Raw genomic sequence first — 16,471 nt, 5'->3', positions numbered from 1 at the left:
GCTATTGCCCCTCTTTTGCCTCACCTTGTCCGGCGTCGCCCTCTGGGGCATCAATCGCCATCAGCACGGCATCGCCATATTCCGACTTCCTGCGATCGATAGCCCTGAAACCGGCCTTTTCATAGGCACGGATAGCCCGTGCATTGGCGGGGTCCGGGTCGATGATGACGCGCGGCGTACCTTCCTCGAAAAGCTGCTCGACGAACTGCCGGACGATCGCCGAGCCGTGGCCGACCCCGACAAGCCCCGGCACGCCGATCGACAGATCGATGCCGAGCGTGCCGAACGGCTGGTCGCTATAGGGATGGCCGTCCTCCAGATGCGGATCGTAGCTCTGCAAATAGCCGATGGGCTTTCCGTCGAGCTCGATAATCAGCGGCTCGACCGAAATGCTGTCGATATGCTCGCGGATCTCCGCAATCTCGGTCTCTGGGTCGTTCCACCATTCGGCGACATGCGGCTCGGCAAGCCAGCCGGCGATCATCGGCAGGTCCCTCTGGATCACCGGCCGAAAACCATAGCGGAGGCTCCGCTCAGGCGGCATCGAGGGTTTCGACGACGAAGTTGTTGTTTGTGTAGACGCAAATGTCTGACGCGATCTGCATCGCCTTGCGGGCGATCTCCTCTGCGCCCTTGTCGCTGTCCATCAAAGCGCGTGCCGCTGCCAGCGCGTAATTGCCGCCGGAGCCGATGGCCATGACGCCAAATTCGGGCTCCAGCACGTCGCCGGTGCCGGTCAGCGCCAGCGACACCGACTTGTCGGCCACCAGCATCATTGCTTCCAGCCGGCGCAAATAACGGTCGGTGCGCCAGTCCTTGGCGAGCTCGACGCAGGCACGTGTCAGCTGGTCGGGATATTGTTCGAGCTTGGCTTCGAGCCGCTCCAGCAGCGTGAAGGCATCGGCGGTGGCCCCGGCGAAGCCGGCAATGACATTGCCGCTTTTGCCGATGCGGCGCACCTTCTTGGCGTTGCCCTTCATGATGGTCTGGCCGAGGCTGACCTGGCCGTCGCCGGCGATCACCACCTTGCCGCCCTTGCGCACGGTCAGGATGGTCGTGGCATGCATGGTCAGTTCATTCGACATTTTCTGCTCCGATCAGCACCGATCCCATCGAGGCGATCGGCGCGTTACGAGTGACTTGATCGGCCATATGTATGCATAGGCCGGATGATTGCAAACCGGCCATCCGCCGGGCCGGACTGTGCTCCGCAGCGGTAACTGGCAATCGCCGGATCATGCTGCTAGAAGGCTTTCGTTTTCAGGCATGTGAACGCCTGAACCGTGCAAATCTGAGACAAGGATGAGGTCATGGCGCCCCGTTCCGCCGAGATAAGCCGCAAGACCAGGGAAACCGACATCGCCGTGTCGGTTCAGGTCGACGGCTCGGGCAAATCCGACATTTCGACGGGCGTCGGCTTCTTCGACCATATGCTGGACCAGTTGTCGCGCCATTCGCTGATCGACATGACCGTGAAGGCCAAGGGCGACCTGCACATAGACGACCACCACTCGGTCGAGGATACGGGCATCGCGCTCGGCCAGGCGCTGGCCAAGGCGTTGGGCGAGCGGCGCGGCATCATGCGCTACGCCTCGATCGATCTCGCCATGGACGAGACACTGACGCGGGCGGCAATCGATGTCTCCGGCCGGCCTTTTCTGGTCTGGAATGTTTCGTTCTCGTCGCCGAAGATCGGTACGTTCGATACCGAGCTGGTGCGCGAATTCTTCCACGCGCTGGCGCAGAATGCCGGCATCACGCTTCATGTCACCAATCATTACGGCGCCAACAACCACCACATCGCCGAGACCTGCTTCAAGGCCGTGGCGCGTGTGTTGCGTTCGGCGCTTGAGCGCGACCCGCGCCAGCCGGACGCGGTTCCCTCCACCAAGGGATCCCTGAAAGGATAGCGTCATGGCCATCTATGTCGTGATGAAGCCGCCAGGCCGCAGCGAAAGCGTGGACACTACCTTTATCCGTGACGGCTTTGCCTGGCTCGGCTTCCTGGTGCCGCCGCTGTGGCTGGCCTGGCACCGGCTGTGGGTCGAGGCGGCATTGGCGTTTGTCGCAATGGGCCTGCTCTCGATGCTAGGCGAAAGGCTGGACCTGGAAACAACCGGCTCGCTGTTATCCCTGCTTGTCATGCTCTTTGTCGGACTGGAAGGGCAGGGCTTGCGGATCGCAGCCCTGCGCCGTCGCGGCTGGCATGAATGGGGCGTGGTCGAGGCCGACAGGCTCGACGACGCAGACCTCCGCTATGCATTGGAAGCCGATGCTCAGTCGGATGAACAACCGACGGTGCAACGCATCGTCCCAGACGCAGCACATGCCCGGTCGGCGCAGATGGGCCTGGCGCTGGGGCTGAACCATATTCCGGGAAAGCCCTGAGATGAGGGTAGCGATCATCGATTACGGGTCGGGCAATCTGCGCTCGGCCACCAAGGCCTTCGAGCGTGCCGCGCATGAAGCCGGTATTGCCGCCGCGATCGAACTCACCGCCGATGCCGAGCGGGTCAGGACCGCCGACCGCATCGTCCTGCCCGGCGTCGGTGCCTATGCCGATTGCGCCGCTGGACTGCGTGCGGTCGCCGGCATGTGGGAAGCGGTCGAGGAGGTGGCGATCGCCAAGGCTCGGCCGTTCCTCGGCATCTGCGTCGGCATGCAGCTGATGTCGGAGCGAGGCCTGGAAAAGACCGTCACAAAGGGCTTTGGCTGGGTCGCCGGCGACGTCAAGGAGATCACGCCGGCCGATCCGACACTGAAGATCCCGCAGATCGGCTGGAACACGATTGACCTGAAGCGCAAGCATCCGCTGTTTTCCGGCATTGCGACGGGTGGCAAGGGACTGCACGCCTATTTCGTCCACTCCTACCATCTCGATGCACGGAAGGAGGATGAGGTGCTGGCGGTTGCCGACTATGGCGGCCCGGTAACGGCCGCTGTCGCTCGCGACAACCTCGCCGGAACGCAATTCCACCCCGAGAAGAGCCAGGCGCTGGGCCTGGCGCTGATCACCAATTTCCTAGGCTGGAGGCCCTGAACCATGAGCAAGAAGGGCTATTGGATGGCAATGGTCGATGTCCGCGATCCCGAGATCTACAAGCGATATATCGAGGCCAATGCCGCGGCTTTCGCGAAATACGGCGCGAAGTTCCCGGTGCGCGCCGGGCGGTACACCAGCCCGGAAGGACCGGCAGGCAATCGCCACGTGCTGGTGGAATTCGAATCCTATGAAAAGGCGCTGGAATGCTACGGCTCGCCTGAATACCAGGAGGCGTTGAAGTACAGGCTCGCCGGCTCGACCGGCCACTTTGTCATCGTCGAAGGCGCCTGAAGGTGTTTCTGTTTCCGGCGATAGACCTCAAGGACGGCAAATGCGTGCGCCTCAGGCATGGCGACATGGCGACCGCCACCATCTACAATGACGATCCCGCCGCTCAGGCGCGCGTCTTCGAAGAGCAGGGCTTCGAATGGCTGCACGTCGTCGACCTCAACGGCGCCTTCAAGGGCCAGAGCGTCAACAGCGCCGCGGTCGGCGCCATCCTGAAGGCGACGAGCAATCCGGTGCAGCTCGGCGGCGGCATCCGCACCCTGGCGCAGATCGAGGACTGGCTCGACCGTGGGCTGGCCCGCGTCATTCTTGGCACCGTGGCGGTCCGCGATCCGGATCTGGTCAGGCAGGCCTGCAAGGCATTCCCGGGCAAGATCGCTGTCGGCATCGACGCCAAGGGCGGTAAGGTCGCGGTCGAAGGCTGGGCTGAGGCTTCGAGCCTCGGCGTCATTGAACTGGCGAGGAAATTCGAGGGTGCCGGCGTCGCCGCCATCATCTACACCGATATCGACCGCGACGGTGTGCTGACTGGCATCAACTGGGACGCCACCATCGATCTCGCCGACGCGGTGTCGATCCCGGTTATCGCCTCGGGCGGGCTCGCCTCGATCGCCGACATCGTGCGCATGACCATGCCCGATGCCCGCAAGCTCGAAGGCGCGATCTCCGGCCGCGCCCTCTACGACGGCCGCATCGACCCGGCCGAGGCATTGGCGATCCTGCGTGGCAAACCGATGGCAGGGTGTGAAACGTGAAGGTCTCGATTATCGTTGCTCCCTACGACAGCGGGCACTATCTCGAAGGGTGCGGCCAGGGGCCGGACGCCATCGTCGGCGGTGGGCTGGTCGAAGCCCTGACCGTGGCTGGCCATGACGTCGCCGTCGAAGATATCGGCAAGGTCGGAGACGAGCAGGGGCGCGAAATTGCAACCGGCTTCGCCGTCTGCAACGCCGTCGCGACCAAGGTTAACCTCGCCCGCGATGGAGGACGCTTCCCCATTATCCTTGCTGGAAATTGCCTGACCGCCGCCGGTGCGGTTGCCGGCGAAGCGGCGGATTCGATCATCTGGATCGACCAGCATGGCGATCTCAACACGCCGGAGACGTCGGCCTACGGCTTTCTCGACGGCATGGCGCTGGCGGCGACGCTCGGGCTCTGCTGGCATCCGATGGCGGCAGCAATTCCGGGGTTCCGGCCGATAGACCCGGCGCGCTGCATGCTGGTCGATGCCCGCGACCTCGATCCCGACGAAAAGCGACTGCTGGAAACTTTGCCGATCGTGCGCACCGAATGTGCCGGTGCACTCGATATGATCGGAAAGCTCACGGCGACAGGGACTGTGCGGGCGCATCTGCATCTCGACCTGGATGTCCTCGATCCGGATGTGTTGCAGGTGAACCGCTACGCGCACCCGGGCGGCCCGAGTCCGGAACAGCTACGGCAGCTTGCCTGCGGACTGGCCAGGTCAATCCCAATCGTCGGCGTGACGCTCTCGGCCTACGACCCGGCCTTTGATTCCCAGTCCGAAGTTCCGGCCGTCGTCGGCCAGCTGCTTGTCGATTTTCTTGCGGCGATCGAGAGGATCTGATGCTGAAAGCCCGCGTCATCCCCTGTCTCGACGTCAAGAACGGCCGTGTCGTCAAGGGCGTTAATTTCGTCGACCTGGTCGATGCCGGCGATCCCGTCGAAGCGGCAAAAGCATATGACGCGGCCGGCGCCGACGAGCTCTGCTTTCTCGACATCACCGCCTCGTCGGAAAACCGCGAGACCATTTTCGATGTCATCGCCCGCACCGCCGAACAATGTTTCATGCCGCTGACCGTTGGCGGTGGCGTCCGTCAGGTCGCCGACATCAGGAAGCTGCTACTGGCCGGCGCCGACAAGGTGTCGATCAACACGGCGGCGGTGAAGACCCCAAATTTTGTCGCCGAGGCTGCCGACAAATTCGGCAACCAGTGCATCGTCGTCGCCATCGATGCCAAGAAAGTGTCCGCTGCGAGCGAGGCTGATCGCTGGGAGATATTCACCCATGGCGGCCGCGAGAAGACCGGCATCGACGCCGTCGAGTTCGCTCGGCGAGTGGTCGATCTCGGCGCCGGCGAGATCCTGCTAACATCGATGGACCGCGACGGCACCAAGGCCGGCTACGACATAGCCCTTACCCGCGCGGTCGCCGATGCCGTACGCGTGCCGGTCATCGCTTCCGGTGGCGTCGGCACGCTCGACCACCTTGTCGAAGGCATTCGCGACGGCCATGCCGGCGCGGTGCTGGCGGCGTCGATCTTCCATTTCGGCACCTACAGCATCGCCGAAGCCAAGCTGCACATGGCTCAGGCCGGACTGCCGATGCGGCTGGACTCGCCGGGTAATCGGTCCTAGAGCCTTTCCGGCTAAGAAGAGGCTGTAAACGCCGTCATGACCGAGTTCTCGCTCTCCGATCTGGAGAAGATTATTGGCGAACGCGCACGTTCCGGCGATCCGGATTCGTGGACGGCCAAGCTCTTTCAGCGTGGCATGAGCAAGGCAGCGCAGAAACTCGGCGAAGAGGCAGTCGAAACGGTGATCGCAGCCGTCAGCGCCGACCGGGACGCGCTTGTTTCGGAAAGCGCCGATCTCATCTATCATTGGCTTGTCGTTCTCGGCATAGCGGACATTCCGCTGAGCGATGTGCTCAACGAGCTTGAACGCCGCACCGGTCGTTCGGGCATCGCCGAAAAGGCGTCTCGGCTGGACCGGGGCTGATCGCTGCGGAGGAACTCGATGGACCAGCTCGCTCCTACCGAGAAGTATTCACCCTATCGTTTCTTCTCGGCCGAGCAATGGTCGCGGTTCCGCGCCGATACGCCGATGACGCTCACCGAGGACGAGGTCCGTCGTCTGCGGTCGCTGAACGATCCGGTCGATCTCCACGAGGTCGAGCGCATCTATCTTTCGATGTCGCGGCTGTTGTCGGCTCATGTCGAAGCCAGTCAACTCCTGTTCAGGCAGCGCCAGGCCTTCTTCAACGCGCTGGACGCGGCCAAGACACCGTTCATCATCGGCATTGCCGGTTCCGTCGCGGTCGGCAAATCGACCACGGCGCGCGTGCTGAAGGAGCTGCTGGCGCGCTGGCCGTCGAGTCCCAAGGTCGACCTGGTCACCACCGATGGTTTCCTGCTGCCGAACGAACTCCTGCGTCGCAACAATCTGATGGAGCGCAAGGGCTTTCCGGACAGCTACGACGTCGGCGCGCTGCTGCGCTTCCTGTCCGGCATCAAATCGGCGCAGCGCAACGTCCGCGCGCCGGTCTATTCGCACCTGACCTATGACGTCATTCCGGGCGAGTTCCAGACCATCGACCGGCCCGACATTCTGATCTTCGAAGGCATTAATGTCCTGCAGCCGGGCAAGCTGCCGAAGGACGGCAAGATCGTGCCTTTCCTGTCGGATTTCTTCGACTTTGCCATCTACATCGATGCCGAGGAGGCGCTGATCCATCACTGGTATATCGCCCGCTTCATGCGGTTGCGCGAAACCGCCTTCCGCGACCCGGCCTCCTTCTTTCACCGCTATTCGCAACTTTCCGAGGATGCGGCCCGCGCCATCGCCGAGGGCCTGTGGACCAACATCAACCTGAAGAATCTGCGCGAGAATATATTGCCGACCCGCGCCCGAGCCGATCTCATCCTGCGCAAGGGCGCCAACCATCTGGTCGAGGAAGTGGCGCTCAGGAAACTGTGAAATCCCGGGACATTCCTTAAAGTCATCTTAACCCAGTCTTTCTATTGTCGGGCCTGATCTGCGGGCTCGGCAAACAAATGAATGCGCCATTCCTAAACATCGATCGGCCGGCAGCTGACCGCATCGCACGTCCGGGCAGCGGCGGCGCAACGATTGCCTTGATCGTGCCTGTCCACAATGAGGAAGGCGCAATTGCTCCATTCCTGAAGGCGGTATGCGAAAGCACCGCGCTGCTGAAGGACAAAGGCGTTGCCCTCGAGTTCATCTTCGTCAACGACGGCAGCAGCGATACGACGCTCGAAAAGCTGATCGAAGCCCAACAAACCGATCCACGCATCCACGTAATCGACCTTTCACGCAATTTCGGCAAGGAAGCCGCGATGACCGCGGGGCTCGACAGCTGCGATGCCGATGCAGCGATCCCGATGGATGTCGATATGCAGGATCCGCCGCATGTCATTCCGCTGCTTGTGGAAAAGTGGCGCGAGGGTTTTGAGGTTGTTCTGGCCAAGCGAGCCAATCGGTCGAGCGACAGCTTTCTCAAGCAGCGCTCCGCCTCGATGTTCTACCGCGTTCACAACTGGATCGCGCAGCAGAAGATCCCGCACGATGTCGGCGACTTCCGTTTGATCGACCGCCAGGTCATCCAGGCGCTGCGGTCTTTGCCCGAACGCCGTCGTTTCATGAAGGGCCTGTTCGCCTGGGTCGGGTTCCGCACCGCAAGCGTCGAATACGTCCGCGATCAGCGCATCGCCGGCCAGTCGAAATTCTCCGGCTGGAAGCTGTGGAACTTTGCGCTCGAAGGCATCACCAGCTTCTCCACCGCTCCGCTTGAAATCTGGACCTATGTCGGCGCGACGATTTCCGCGCTGTCGTTCCTCTACGGCCTGCTGATCGTCGCCAAGACAATGATCTTTGGCGTTGATGTGCCCGGCTACGCCTCCCTGCTGGTCAGTGTTCTTTTCCTTGGCGGCATCCAGTTACTCGGCATCGGCATCATCGGACAATACCTCGGCAGGGTCTACGCCGAGATCAAGCAGCGTCCGATCTATATCGTGCGCCGCAAATATGAGGGAATGAGCTGATGGAGATGGACGCTTACCGACAGATGGCCGCCACCGAAGACGAGCATTGGTGGTTCTGCGGGCGTCGCGCCATCGCCGAGGCGGTCATTCGCAGCATCGGCCTGCCTGAAAACGCGCGCATCGTCGAGATCGGCGCCGGCACCGGCGGCAACATCCGGATGCTGGAGCAGTTCGGCGCAGTGACGGCAGTCGAGATGAGCGATCTCGCGCGCAGGATTGCCTGGGAAAAGACCGGCCGCGACTTCCTCGCCGGACATCTGCCGGACAACATTCCTGTCGCGCCGCAAAGCTGCGACCTCGTCTGCCTGTTCGACGTGCTGGAACATGTCGCCGAAGACGAGGCGTCGCTTGCCGCGATCCGCCAGATGCTGAAGCCGGGCGGCGGCGTCGTCCTCACGGTGCCAGCACACCAATGGTTGTGGAGCACGCATGATGTTGGGCTGCATCACATGCGGCGCTATTCACGCAATCTGCTGCGTGAACGAATTGAAAAGGCTGGTTTCGCGATCGACCGGCTGAGCTACACAAATGCCGCGCTCTTCCCGGTAGCGGCGCTGGCACGACTGGTGGACAGGTTGCGCAGGCCGGCCTTGCCAGCCGGTCATGCCACGCCGCCGAAACCACTGAATGCAGCGATGAAGGCAGTGTTTTCGGCGGAAGGCCGCATCATACCAAATGCAAGCTTGCCCTTCGGGGTTTCGCTGCTGGCGGTATTCCGCAAGAACAGCGCCGTCGAAACCGCTCGCCCCGACGAGAAATTGGCAGCTTGACCGCGTCATGGGCACCGGCTCGTATCGTCGACTATCGCGCTTTGCGCTGATTGGCATCGCGTCGACGCTGATCTACGCCGTTTGCGCTTTTCTGCTGTCGCGTGGACAGGCAACGGCAGCCTTGCCGGCGGCGCTCACATCGTTTGCGGCCTACGCCGTCGCCGCGTTGTTCTCCTACACCGGGCATAAATATTTCACGTTCACCTCGGGCGGCAGTCACGCTATGGAATTGCCCCGCTTCCTCCTGCTCACCGCTTCCGGCCTCGCCGTCGCGATCGCCCTGCCGGGGCTTTTGACCCAGATGCTCGGCGTCCCTGCCGCAATCCCGATCCTGCTCACCTGCATTGCCGTGCCGGTCATCAACTATGTCGTCCTCGGGCGGTGGGTGTTTCGTGGTCTCTAGCGCGCGATCCCTCAGTGAACTGCTGCCCGGCGCCAACCGCTTCTCGCCCTTTGCGGGCGTAGCGGGTGCTCCGTTGCTGCTGGCCTGCCTGATCGTCACATACGCCGTCTGGCTATCCACCGTTGCAATCCCGACCAATGTCGACGTGTCATGGCTTCTGGTCGTCTGCGACCGCCTGCTTGGCGGAGAGCGGCTCAACACGGACATCGTGGAGACCAACCCACCTTTCTCGATCTGGCTCTACATGCCGTTCATGCTCCTGGAAAAGCTCACTGGCATGCGTGCGGAATTCTGGCTGACGCTTGGCGTCGTTTGCCTGAGCCTGGCCAGTCTTTCCGTTTCCGTCCGCATTCTCGCGCGCGATGAACCGGTCTACCGGCAGCCCCATGCGCTGTGGGCGGCAGCCGCGGCCCTGTTTTTGATCCTGTGTTTCATGCCGGATCAATTCGGCCAACGCGAGCACTTCGCATTGATTGCCATTCTGCCTTGGGTGGCGTTGCAATGCACACGTCAGCGGAACCTGGATTTCAGCGCGGGCTCGCGCCTGGAGCACATGGTCGCCGGGTTCTGCGCGGCGGTCGTGGTCATGGTCAAGCCGCCCTATTTTGTGCTGGCCTTCATGTTGCCGTCGCTCTGTCTTGCGCTTGAAAGGCGGTCGCTGAGACCGCTCTTCGTCGCAGAGAACCTGATGGGCGCTGCGATCGTGGCCGCCTATATCGCGTCCATCGCGCTCTTCGACCGCGCTTACGTCAGCGACGTGCTGCCCTTGGTCAGGGAGGTCTATCTTCCGTTGAGGGCCTCTGCCGCCGATATGCTGGCAAACTGGCCGAAAGTGGTGCTGCTTCTGGCCGCCGCCACCGTGCTTGCCGCCGGCGGCCTGAGAAAGACGAACTGGGACGTCAGGATTCCGCTTCTGACCGCCCTGGGGTTCATTCCGGCCTTCATCGTCATGGGCAAGGGTTGGCCCAATCACGCGCTGCCGATGGTCGTTGTTGCGACACTTGCATTTGGCATCCAGCTTGTGTGGTTCGGCACATTCGGCAGTGCAGGCTTCGTTCGCAAGGCCGCCCTGATCTTCGGCTGCGTGCTGGTGCTGCAAATAGCGGTCAGGGCACAGTACGCGGCGCTGACGACGGATAACGGCCCGACCGCCCGGTCTGTCGCCGCGATCCGCGCAACGGTCGAAACCCCGACCATCATGTCGATTGCCGACCAGATGCAGGTTGCCCATCCCCTCGCCAGGCTGGTCGGCGGCAGGTTCATATCACGCCATCCGAGCGCCTGGGCGGTCTCCAACGCGGACACGCTCGCCCGCGTCACCGGCGATCTCGAACGGAGACCGGAACTTGAAAGCATCCGCGATCGGGTGATCGGCGAAAACGCCGCCGAGATATCAGCGAAGAAGCCCGATATCGTGCTGTCAGGCTCGCCGGCGTGGACTGCCCTGATGCTGCAGGACAAGCGGATCCAGGTCGCCATGGCCGACTATCGTCTGCTGCACGCCGAGCCGGAAATCACTGTCTATCTGCGTTACACGGCGCCTGCGCCGCTCCAAACCGATAGAGCAGGAGCCCCCGGAAACCCATGACACCGCTGGATCCAGTCGCTCCGCTGGACGACATATGGCTCGATCTCGAGAGCCTCGGTGCAACAGCATGAGCGTCTCGAACGACATTGGCGGCTTGAGCCGCTGGCGCGAACGGGATATTGCGGCGCCGCTGCTTCCTAGCCGCAATGTCCTGGCCATTGCCGCAGTCACCGTCTTCTCGATCTTCTGGCAGCGACGTTGGGGGACTGTTCCCGACACTAGCTGGCTGATCACGGTCTGCGAGCGTATGCTGTCCGGTGAGCGGCTCTACTCGCAAATCTACGAGACCAATCCCCCATTCAGCGTCTGGCTCTATCTGCCGCCAGTGGCTGCGGCCAGATGGCTGGGCACCGCGCCGGAAATCCTGGTTGAAGCCTGGACATACCTTGCCGTGCTTATCGGACTTTCGCTCTCGGGCGTGATCGTCAAGCGTGCGGGTTTCACCGAAACTGCATCATTGTTTGCACTGGGGCCAGCGTTTTGCGCAATGTTGGTGGTCTTCCCCGGAAATGCCTTCAGCGAGCGGGAGCATATCGGCATGGCACTTTTCATGCCGCTGCTTGCGCTTCATGCCTGGCGCGCGCGCAGAGATGCAGCTGCCCAACCAGACCCCGGGCTCGCCGCACTCGCCGGCCTGTCGGGCAGCATTCTGCTGCTGGTCAAGCCCTACTATGCGATCATGGTGTTGGCGCCGGCGCTGGTCGTTGCAGTGCGCCGGCGCAGTCTGAAATCGATCTTCGCCCTGGAACACTGGGTCATTGGCGGCATCTGCGTTGTCTATCTCGGCACCGTCACGCTGATCCATCCGGAATTCGTGCGCGACATCTATCCCCTCTTGGCGGACGTTTATGCAAAGATCGGCATCTTTTGGCCGATTGTGATCGGCTACGGTTTCTCGTGGTGTTTCCTTGTCTTCCTGATCTGGTGGCTGTGGCCTGCCAAGCGATTTCCAGAGCTGGCGGCGGTAGCGTTGGCGGCATCGATCGCTGGCATGTTTCCCCTGTTCTACCAGGCCAAAGGCTGGTCTTATCATGCCTATCCCGCGATCTTTTGCGCTGTGGCAGCCATTTTCTGCCTGTTGGCACTGCCCAGGATCGTGCAGCAGCCGTCGAAGCTGTTGACGTTCGTGACGGCTCCTTCGCGAGCTTGGGCATTGGCGGCGGTGGCAATCGCTTTCTTGCCGTACTGGAGCACCCAGAAACCAGGGCCGGCGCTGGTTGCCGCAATTCGCGCCGCCACCGATCGGCCGACCGTAGCGTTGGTTAGTTCGGATATTTCCTCGGGACATCCGTTGAACCGTATGATCGATGGGCAGTTCGTTTCGACCCACGTCAGCGATTGGCTTGGAGCGTTCGCACTTTCCCTGTCCCGGCAGGCAGCTCTCTCGGGTGACACCGCCGAAGCCATGCGTTACCGAGCCATCATGGCGCGCTACGTCGAAAGCAAACGCGAAGAGTTCGTGCGTCTGCGCCCGGATATCGTCGTCTTCAAGAAAAACAACACGATGTGGACAAGCCAACTGATGGAGCGTTTTGGCTTTGACGCCATCCTGGCGCACTACCGCATTCTTATCGAGGACGAGACCGAGCGCATCTATCTGCGCGACGATTATGTCCGCCCGGGCCACCGGCCACCCGAACAGCCTATTTCGGCATCGTCACCCGTCGCAGCGTCAGATTGATGCGGCCGCCACTCCTGAGCAATGCCGAGGTCGACGGGTAGATACGGTCGACGCCGTGAAAGCAGAGCCGTCCTTCGCCGCCAAGCACGACGACGTCGCCGCTCCTCAGCCTGAACGATTTGGTGGCGCCGTCGCGCGTCGTCTGGCCGACCCGGAACAGGCAATCGTCGCCGAGCGACACCGAGACGACGGGCGCGGAGAAATCGCTCTCGTCGCGGTCCTGGTGAAGACCCATCTTGGCATCCTGCGCATAGAAATTGACCAGGCAGGCTTCCGGCGGGTGCGCATAGGCAGATACATCCCGCCACAGTTCGAGCAGCATCTCCGGGATCGGCGGCCAAGGCCTTCCGGTCACCGGATGGGTCGGCTGGTAGCGATAGCCGTGCTCCTTGTCGGTGACCCAGCCCAGCGGACCGCAATTGGTCATGCGCACGCTCATCTCCTTGCCGGTACGCGGCATCGCCGGCACGAACAGCGGCGCGTTCTGCACGATCTGCCTGATATCTTCCACCAGCACTTCCTGCATGGCGCGCGACAGGTAGCCGGGCATATGGCGGACGCCTTTGGGCAGTACGAGCATCGCGTCGCTTAATCCGTTGGTCTGGAGAAATCAGAATGCCACCGTCAAATGAAACCGGCGACCCGAAAGCCGCCTCCGACGGTGGCTGCGCGCTTTAACCGGCGATCTGAGATCCGAAGCCGCTTCGGCTGTCACTCATCCCCGACCCGGCCGCGCAGTTTCTTGATCGAGCCGCGCCCGGCCTTGCTCTTGAGCCGTCTTTCGACCGCGCCTTTGGACGGCCTGGTCTTCTTGCGCGGCGGTGGTGGTGGTTCGGCGGCCTTGGCGACCAGTGCCGTCAGCCGCGCCCGGGCGTCCGCCCGGTTCTGCTCCTGGGTGCGGAAGCGTCCGGCTTCAATGACGATGACGCCGTCTTTGGTGGCGCGCTGGCCGGCAAGCTTGATGGTCCGTTCGCGCACCCGCTCCGACAGGCCAGCCGCATTGGCGGCATCGAAGCGCAATTGCACTGCCGTCGCCACCTTGTTGACGTTCTGGCCGCCCGGGCCGGACGAACGGATGAAGTCCTCGTGCAGGTCGCCCGGATTAATCACCGCATCGTCGGTAATGATGATCTTGTCGTCGGCGTTCATGCCGCACTCATGGCGCGGCAGGCGAAAAAAGAAAAGGCCCGATCGAAGCCGGGCCTTGAAGCATCACCAGGGGCGACGGCTATTCAGCCGCTACCTGCATGCGTGGTGCGGCGCCGAGCACCGTGGCGTCGACATGGGCTTCGAATTTCTCGAAATTGTCGACGAACATGCCGACCAGCCTTGCCGCCTGCCGGTCGTAGGCGGGCTTGTCGATCCAAGTCGATCTAGGGTCGAGAATGGCGCGGTCGACGCCGGCAACCGTCACCGGTACGTCGAAACCGAAATTGGCGTCGGTGCGGAAGTCGGCCGCTTTCAGCGAGCCGTCGAGCGCCGCCGCAAGCAGCGCCCGCGTTGCTTTGATCGGCATTCGCTTGCCGGTGCCGTAGGCGCCGCCGGTCCAGCCGGTGTTGACCAGCCAGCAATCGACGCCGTGGCGGGCGATGAGCTCGCGCAGCAGATTGCCGTATTCCGACGGATGCCGCGGCATGAACGGTGCGCCGAAGCATGTCGAAAATGTCGCTTCGGGTTCCGTAACGCCCTTCTCGGTCCCCGCCACCTTGGCGGTATAGCCGGAGAGGAAATGGTACATGGCCTGCGCCGGGGTCAACCGCGCGATCGGCGGCATCACACCGAATGCGTCGGCGGTCAGCATGATGATGTTCTTCGGGTGGCTGGCGCGCCCCGTCTTGCTGGCATTGGGGATGAAGTGGAGCGGGTAGGCGCAGCGTGTGTTTTCGGTCAGCCCGCCGTCGTCGAAATCCGGCACGCGGCCTGCGTCGAGCGCCACATTCTCCAGCACCGTGCCGAAGCGCTGGGTGGTGGCGAAGATCTCCGGCTCGGCTTCGGCCGAAAGCTTGATCGTCTTGGCATAGCAGCCGCCCTCGAAATTGAAGATGCCGTGCGGTCCCCAGCCATGCTCGTCGTCGCCGACCAGCGTGCGCGACGGGTCGGCCGACAACGTCGTCTTGCCGGTCCCGGAAAGGCCGAAGAAAACGGCCGCGTCGCCGACGGGCCCTTCATTGGCCGAGCAGTGCATCGGCATCACACCTTTTGCCGGCAGCAGATAGTTGAGCACGGTGAACACCGATTTCTTCATCTCGCCGGCATACGAGGTACCGCCGATCAACACGATCTTGTGCGAAAGATCGACGGCAATCACCGTTTCGCCGCGCGTGCCGTGGCGGGCGGGATCGGCGCGGAACGACGGCAGGTCGATGATCGTCAAATCGGGCATGAAATGCTCGAGTTCGGCGGCGGCCGGTCGGATGAGCAGATTGCGGATGAACAAGGAGTGCCAGGCAAGCTCCGTGATCACCCTGGTCGGCAGCTTCAGTTCCTCGTCGGCGCCGCCGACCAGGTCCTGCACATAAAGGTCCTTTCCGGCGGCGTGGGCGAGAAAATCGGCAAGCAGCGTATCGAACTGGATCGGCGAAATCGCTTTGTTGTTGTCCCACCATATATGCGGCGCGGTGCCTTCGTCGCGCACCACGAATTTGTCCCTGGGCGAGCGGCCGGTGTGCTGCCCGGTCTCGGCGGCAAGCGCGCCATGCGCGGTGAGTCGGGCCTCGCCACGGCGGATTGCCTCCTCGTAGAGCGCGGCCGCGCCGAAATTATAGCGTACCACCCCCGTGGTTCTCAGGCCGATGCGATCGATTGCACATGCAGGATTGCGTTTGCCGGCTTCCGACATGGGTGTCCCTTCTTCGATTTACCGCGTCTTTACCGGCGAATTCCGGAACCCCCATTGCAGGAGCTAAAAACGTCAAAACCAGAAAAGGCGAATGATATCAAATCATTAATCGATTTAAATATTTTGAAAGTTGTTTAAATCGTTTATATGTGCAAAAACACTGATGGTTGCCCAAAGGATTGGCGATGTTCACTCGTCCAATCCATATCGAGGTACAATTGTGGCCGTCGACATGCCGCGCGTGACAGCGGATACAGCCTGTGCCACATTTTGTACCTAATTTGTCCTGCAAAAGCCCCTTCTCGACGAAAGAAGGGACAGCTCATGAGGGAGCCGCTTGAAATGGCAACAATCGCGCTTGTCGACGACGATCGCAACATTCTGACTTCGGTTTCGATCGCCCTCGAATCCGAGGGTTATCGGGTCGAAACCTACACGGATGGGGCATCGGCGCTGGAGGGACTGGCGGCGCGCCCGCCGAACCTCGCCATCCTTGACATCAAGATGCCGCGCATGGACGGCATGGAGTTGCTGCGCCGGATGCGTCAGAAATCCGACCTGCCAGTAATCTTCCTGACCTCCAAGGACGATGAGATCGATGAACTGTTCGGCCTCAAGATGGGCGCCGACGACTTCATCCGCAAACCCTTCTCGCAGCGTCTTCTGGTGGAGCGCGTCCGCGCCGTGCTGCGCCGCGCCAGCACCCGCGAGGCGGCGGCCAAGGCGCCCAACCAGCAGGCCCGGTCGCTTGAGCGCGGCCAGCTTGTCATGGACCAGGAGCGCCACACCTGCACCTGGAAGGGCGAGCCGGTGACGCTGACCGTCACCGAGTTCCTCATCCTGCATTCGCTGGCACAGCGTCCGGGGGTCGTAAAAAGCCGTGATGCGCTGATGGATTCGGCTTATGATGAGCAGGTCTATGTCGATGACCGCACCATCGACAGTCACATCAAGCGGCTGCGCAAAAAGTTCAAGGCCGTCGATGATGACTTCGAAATGATCGAAACCCTTTACGGAGTCGGATATCGGTTCCGCGAAGCTTGAGTCGAGCGGG

General features: G+C 62.2%; 20 protein-coding genes. 15 read left to right on the top strand and 5 right to left on the bottom strand.

The window, feature by feature from the left end; genetic code table 11:
* Position 1 precedes the first annotated feature (1 nt).
* Together NKH33_RS13365 and hslV are read right to left on the bottom strand one after the other, a co-directional pair.
* Positions 2–544 carry a GNAT family N-acetyltransferase gene (locus NKH33_RS13365; protein WP_352472585.1) on the bottom strand — a complete coding sequence of 181 codons (543 nt, stop codon included), beginning with the start codon at positions 542–544 and terminating at the stop codon, positions 2–4.
* Positions 534–1,085: an ATP-dependent protease subunit HslV gene (hslV, locus tag NKH33_RS13360; RefSeq protein ID WP_352472584.1), complete on the bottom strand. Its 552-nt coding sequence runs from the start codon at positions 1,083–1,085 to the stop codon at positions 534–536. Before hslV ends, NKH33_RS13365 begins: the two co-directional genes overlap by 11 nt.
* A 225-nt stretch (positions 1,086–1,310) precedes the next feature.
* Between hslV and hisB the strand changes: the two genes are divergently transcribed.
* The 14 genes from hisB to NKH33_RS13290 all read left to right on the top strand — a co-directional run bounded on the left by hisB (position 1,311) and on the right by NKH33_RS13290 (position 12,578).
* Entirely contained in the window at positions 1,311–1,910 is a 600-nt protein-coding gene (gene hisB, locus NKH33_RS13355; protein ID WP_352472583.1) for an imidazoleglycerol-phosphate dehydratase HisB, read from the top strand.
* Positions 1,911–1,914: 4 nt separating this feature from the next.
* Positions 1,915–2,388 carry a DUF2628 domain-containing protein gene (locus NKH33_RS13350; protein WP_352451667.1) on the top strand — a complete coding sequence of 158 codons (474 nt, stop codon included), beginning with the start codon at positions 1,915–1,917 and terminating at the stop codon, positions 2,386–2,388.
* A 1-nt stretch (position 2,389) separates the two neighbouring features.
* Entirely contained in the window at positions 2,390–3,040 is a 651-nt protein-coding gene (gene hisH, locus NKH33_RS13345) for an imidazole glycerol phosphate synthase subunit HisH (protein ID WP_023677533.1), read from the top strand.
* 3 nt (positions 3,041–3,043) lie between these two features.
* Positions 3,044–3,334, top strand: coding sequence for a DUF1330 domain-containing protein (locus NKH33_RS13340; protein WP_352472581.1), 291 nt, complete (start codon positions 3,044–3,046; stop codon positions 3,332–3,334).
* A gap of 2 nt (positions 3,335–3,336) precedes the next feature.
* Entirely contained in the window at positions 3,337–4,086 is a 750-nt protein-coding gene (gene hisA, locus NKH33_RS13335; RefSeq protein ID WP_352472580.1) for a 1-(5-phosphoribosyl)-5-[(5-phosphoribosylamino)methylideneamino]imidazole-4-carboxamide isomerase, read from the top strand.
* A complete protein-coding gene (locus NKH33_RS13330) occupies positions 4,083–4,919 on the top strand; it encodes an arginase family protein (RefSeq protein WP_352919897.1) in 837 nt (278 codons plus the stop codon). Before hisA ends, NKH33_RS13330 begins: the two co-directional genes overlap by 4 nt.
* Positions 4,916–5,710: an imidazole glycerol phosphate synthase subunit HisF gene (gene hisF / locus NKH33_RS13325; protein ID WP_023677537.1), complete on the top strand. Its 795-nt coding sequence runs from the start codon at positions 4,916–4,918 to the stop codon at positions 5,708–5,710. Before NKH33_RS13330 ends, hisF begins: the two co-directional genes overlap by 4 nt.
* 36 nt (positions 5,711–5,746) lie before the next feature.
* On the top strand, positions 5,747–6,073 hold the full coding sequence (locus NKH33_RS13320; RefSeq protein ID WP_254815934.1) for a phosphoribosyl-ATP diphosphatase: 327 nt from the start codon (positions 5,747–5,749) through the stop codon (positions 6,071–6,073).
* Between the two features lie 18 nt (positions 6,074–6,091).
* Positions 6,092–7,051, top strand: coding sequence for a type I pantothenate kinase (coaA, locus tag NKH33_RS13315; RefSeq protein WP_352919894.1), 960 nt, complete (start codon positions 6,092–6,094; stop codon positions 7,049–7,051).
* 77 nt (positions 7,052–7,128) lie between these two features.
* Positions 7,129–8,136: a glycosyltransferase family 2 protein gene (locus NKH33_RS13310; protein WP_352682236.1), complete on the top strand. Its 1,008-nt coding sequence runs from the start codon at positions 7,129–7,131 to the stop codon at positions 8,134–8,136.
* A complete protein-coding gene (locus NKH33_RS13305; protein ID WP_352919891.1) occupies positions 8,136–8,906 on the top strand; it encodes a class I SAM-dependent methyltransferase in 771 nt (256 codons plus the stop codon). The genes NKH33_RS13310 and NKH33_RS13305 overlap by 1 nt, the downstream gene beginning before the upstream one ends.
* Positions 8,907–8,913: 7 nt before the next feature.
* Complete coding sequence (locus NKH33_RS13300; RefSeq protein WP_023677541.1) at positions 8,914–9,309, top strand: GtrA family protein; 396 nt, start codon at positions 8,914–8,916, stop codon at positions 9,307–9,309.
* Complete coding sequence (locus NKH33_RS13295) at positions 9,299–10,897, top strand: hypothetical protein (protein ID WP_352919888.1); 1,599 nt, start codon at positions 9,299–9,301, stop codon at positions 10,895–10,897. Before NKH33_RS13300 ends, NKH33_RS13295 begins: the two co-directional genes overlap by 11 nt.
* Positions 10,898–11,144: 247 nt before the next feature.
* Positions 11,145–12,578 carry a hypothetical protein gene (locus NKH33_RS13290; protein ID WP_352919885.1) on the top strand — a complete coding sequence of 478 codons (1,434 nt, stop codon included), beginning with the start codon at positions 11,145–11,147 and terminating at the stop codon, positions 12,576–12,578.
* On the opposite strand, the gene NKH33_RS13285 is transcribed toward NKH33_RS13290, so the two are convergent.
* From NKH33_RS13285 to NKH33_RS13275, 3 genes are all read right to left on the bottom strand, one after another.
* The gene (locus tag NKH33_RS13285) at positions 12,541–13,158 is read right to left on the bottom strand and encodes an alpha-ketoglutarate-dependent dioxygenase AlkB family protein (RefSeq protein ID WP_352919882.1); all 618 of its coding nucleotides are present in this window, start codon (positions 13,156–13,158) and stop codon (positions 12,541–12,543) included. The two genes, NKH33_RS13290 and NKH33_RS13285, sit on opposite strands and share 38 nt — an antisense overlap.
* A 131-nt stretch (positions 13,159–13,289) precedes the next feature.
* Positions 13,290–13,727 (bottom strand): alternative ribosome rescue aminoacyl-tRNA hydrolase ArfB, encoded by a 438-nt coding sequence (arfB, locus tag NKH33_RS13280; protein ID WP_023677545.1) that lies wholly within the window; start codon positions 13,725–13,727, stop codon positions 13,290–13,292.
* A 79-nt stretch (positions 13,728–13,806) separates the two neighbouring features.
* Positions 13,807–15,417, bottom strand: coding sequence for a phosphoenolpyruvate carboxykinase (locus NKH33_RS13275; RefSeq protein ID WP_352919879.1), 1,611 nt, complete (start codon positions 15,415–15,417; stop codon positions 13,807–13,809).
* Between the two features lie 342 nt (positions 15,418–15,759).
* Between NKH33_RS13275 and NKH33_RS13270 the strand changes: the two genes are divergently transcribed.
* Positions 15,760–16,461, top strand: a complete 702-nt coding sequence (locus NKH33_RS13270) for a response regulator transcription factor (RefSeq protein WP_023677547.1) — start codon at positions 15,760–15,762, stop codon at positions 16,459–16,461.
* Positions 16,462–16,471 lie beyond the last annotated feature (10 nt).

The sequence above is a fragment of the Mesorhizobium sp. M1182 genome (genome assembly GCF_040318335.1).
Classification (GTDB): Bacteria; Pseudomonadota; Alphaproteobacteria; order Rhizobiales; family Rhizobiaceae; genus Mesorhizobium.
Note: the sequence above shows the minus strand (reverse complement) of the source record. Positions and strands in the feature narration are given on the sequence as shown.

What these genes read in the sequence shown, in the direction of transcription:
- NKH33_RS13365 (WP_352472585.1), bottom strand. Translation starts at nt 544, where the DNA reads ATGCCGCCTGAGCGGAGCCTCCGCTATGGTTTTCGGCCGGTGATCCAG.
- hslV (WP_352472584.1), bottom strand. Translation starts at nt 1,085, where the DNA reads ATGTCGAATGAACTGACCATGCATGCCACGACCATCCTGACCGTGCGC.
- hisB (WP_352472583.1), top strand. Translation starts at nt 1,311, where the DNA reads ATGGCGCCCCGTTCCGCCGAGATAAGCCGCAAGACCAGGGAAACCGAC.
- NKH33_RS13350 (WP_352451667.1), top strand. Translation starts at nt 1,915, where the DNA reads ATGGCCATCTATGTCGTGATGAAGCCGCCAGGCCGCAGCGAAAGCGTG.
- hisH (WP_023677533.1), top strand. Translation starts at nt 2,390, where the DNA reads ATGAGGGTAGCGATCATCGATTACGGGTCGGGCAATCTGCGCTCGGCC.
- NKH33_RS13340 (WP_352472581.1), top strand. Translation starts at nt 3,044, where the DNA reads ATGAGCAAGAAGGGCTATTGGATGGCAATGGTCGATGTCCGCGATCCC.
- NKH33_RS13320 (WP_254815934.1), top strand. Translation starts at nt 5,747, where the DNA reads ATGACCGAGTTCTCGCTCTCCGATCTGGAGAAGATTATTGGCGAACGC.
- coaA (WP_352919894.1), top strand. Translation starts at nt 6,092, where the DNA reads ATGGACCAGCTCGCTCCTACCGAGAAGTATTCACCCTATCGTTTCTTC.
- NKH33_RS13310 (WP_352682236.1), top strand. Translation starts at nt 7,129, where the DNA reads ATGAATGCGCCATTCCTAAACATCGATCGGCCGGCAGCTGACCGCATC.
- NKH33_RS13305 (WP_352919891.1), top strand. Translation starts at nt 8,136, where the DNA reads ATGGAGATGGACGCTTACCGACAGATGGCCGCCACCGAAGACGAGCAT.
- NKH33_RS13300 (WP_023677541.1), top strand. Translation starts at nt 8,914, where the DNA reads ATGGGCACCGGCTCGTATCGTCGACTATCGCGCTTTGCGCTGATTGGC.
- NKH33_RS13290 (WP_352919885.1), top strand. Translation starts at nt 11,145, where the DNA reads ATGCTGTCCGGTGAGCGGCTCTACTCGCAAATCTACGAGACCAATCCC.
- NKH33_RS13285 (WP_352919882.1), bottom strand. Translation starts at nt 13,158, where the DNA reads ATGCTCGTACTGCCCAAAGGCGTCCGCCATATGCCCGGCTACCTGTCG.
- arfB (WP_023677545.1), bottom strand. Translation starts at nt 13,727, where the DNA reads ATGAACGCCGACGACAAGATCATCATTACCGACGATGCGGTGATTAAT.
- NKH33_RS13275 (WP_352919879.1), bottom strand. Translation starts at nt 15,417, where the DNA reads ATGTCGGAAGCCGGCAAACGCAATCCTGCATGTGCAATCGATCGCATC.
- NKH33_RS13270 (WP_023677547.1), top strand. Translation starts at nt 15,760, where the DNA reads ATGGCAACAATCGCGCTTGTCGACGACGATCGCAACATTCTGACTTCG.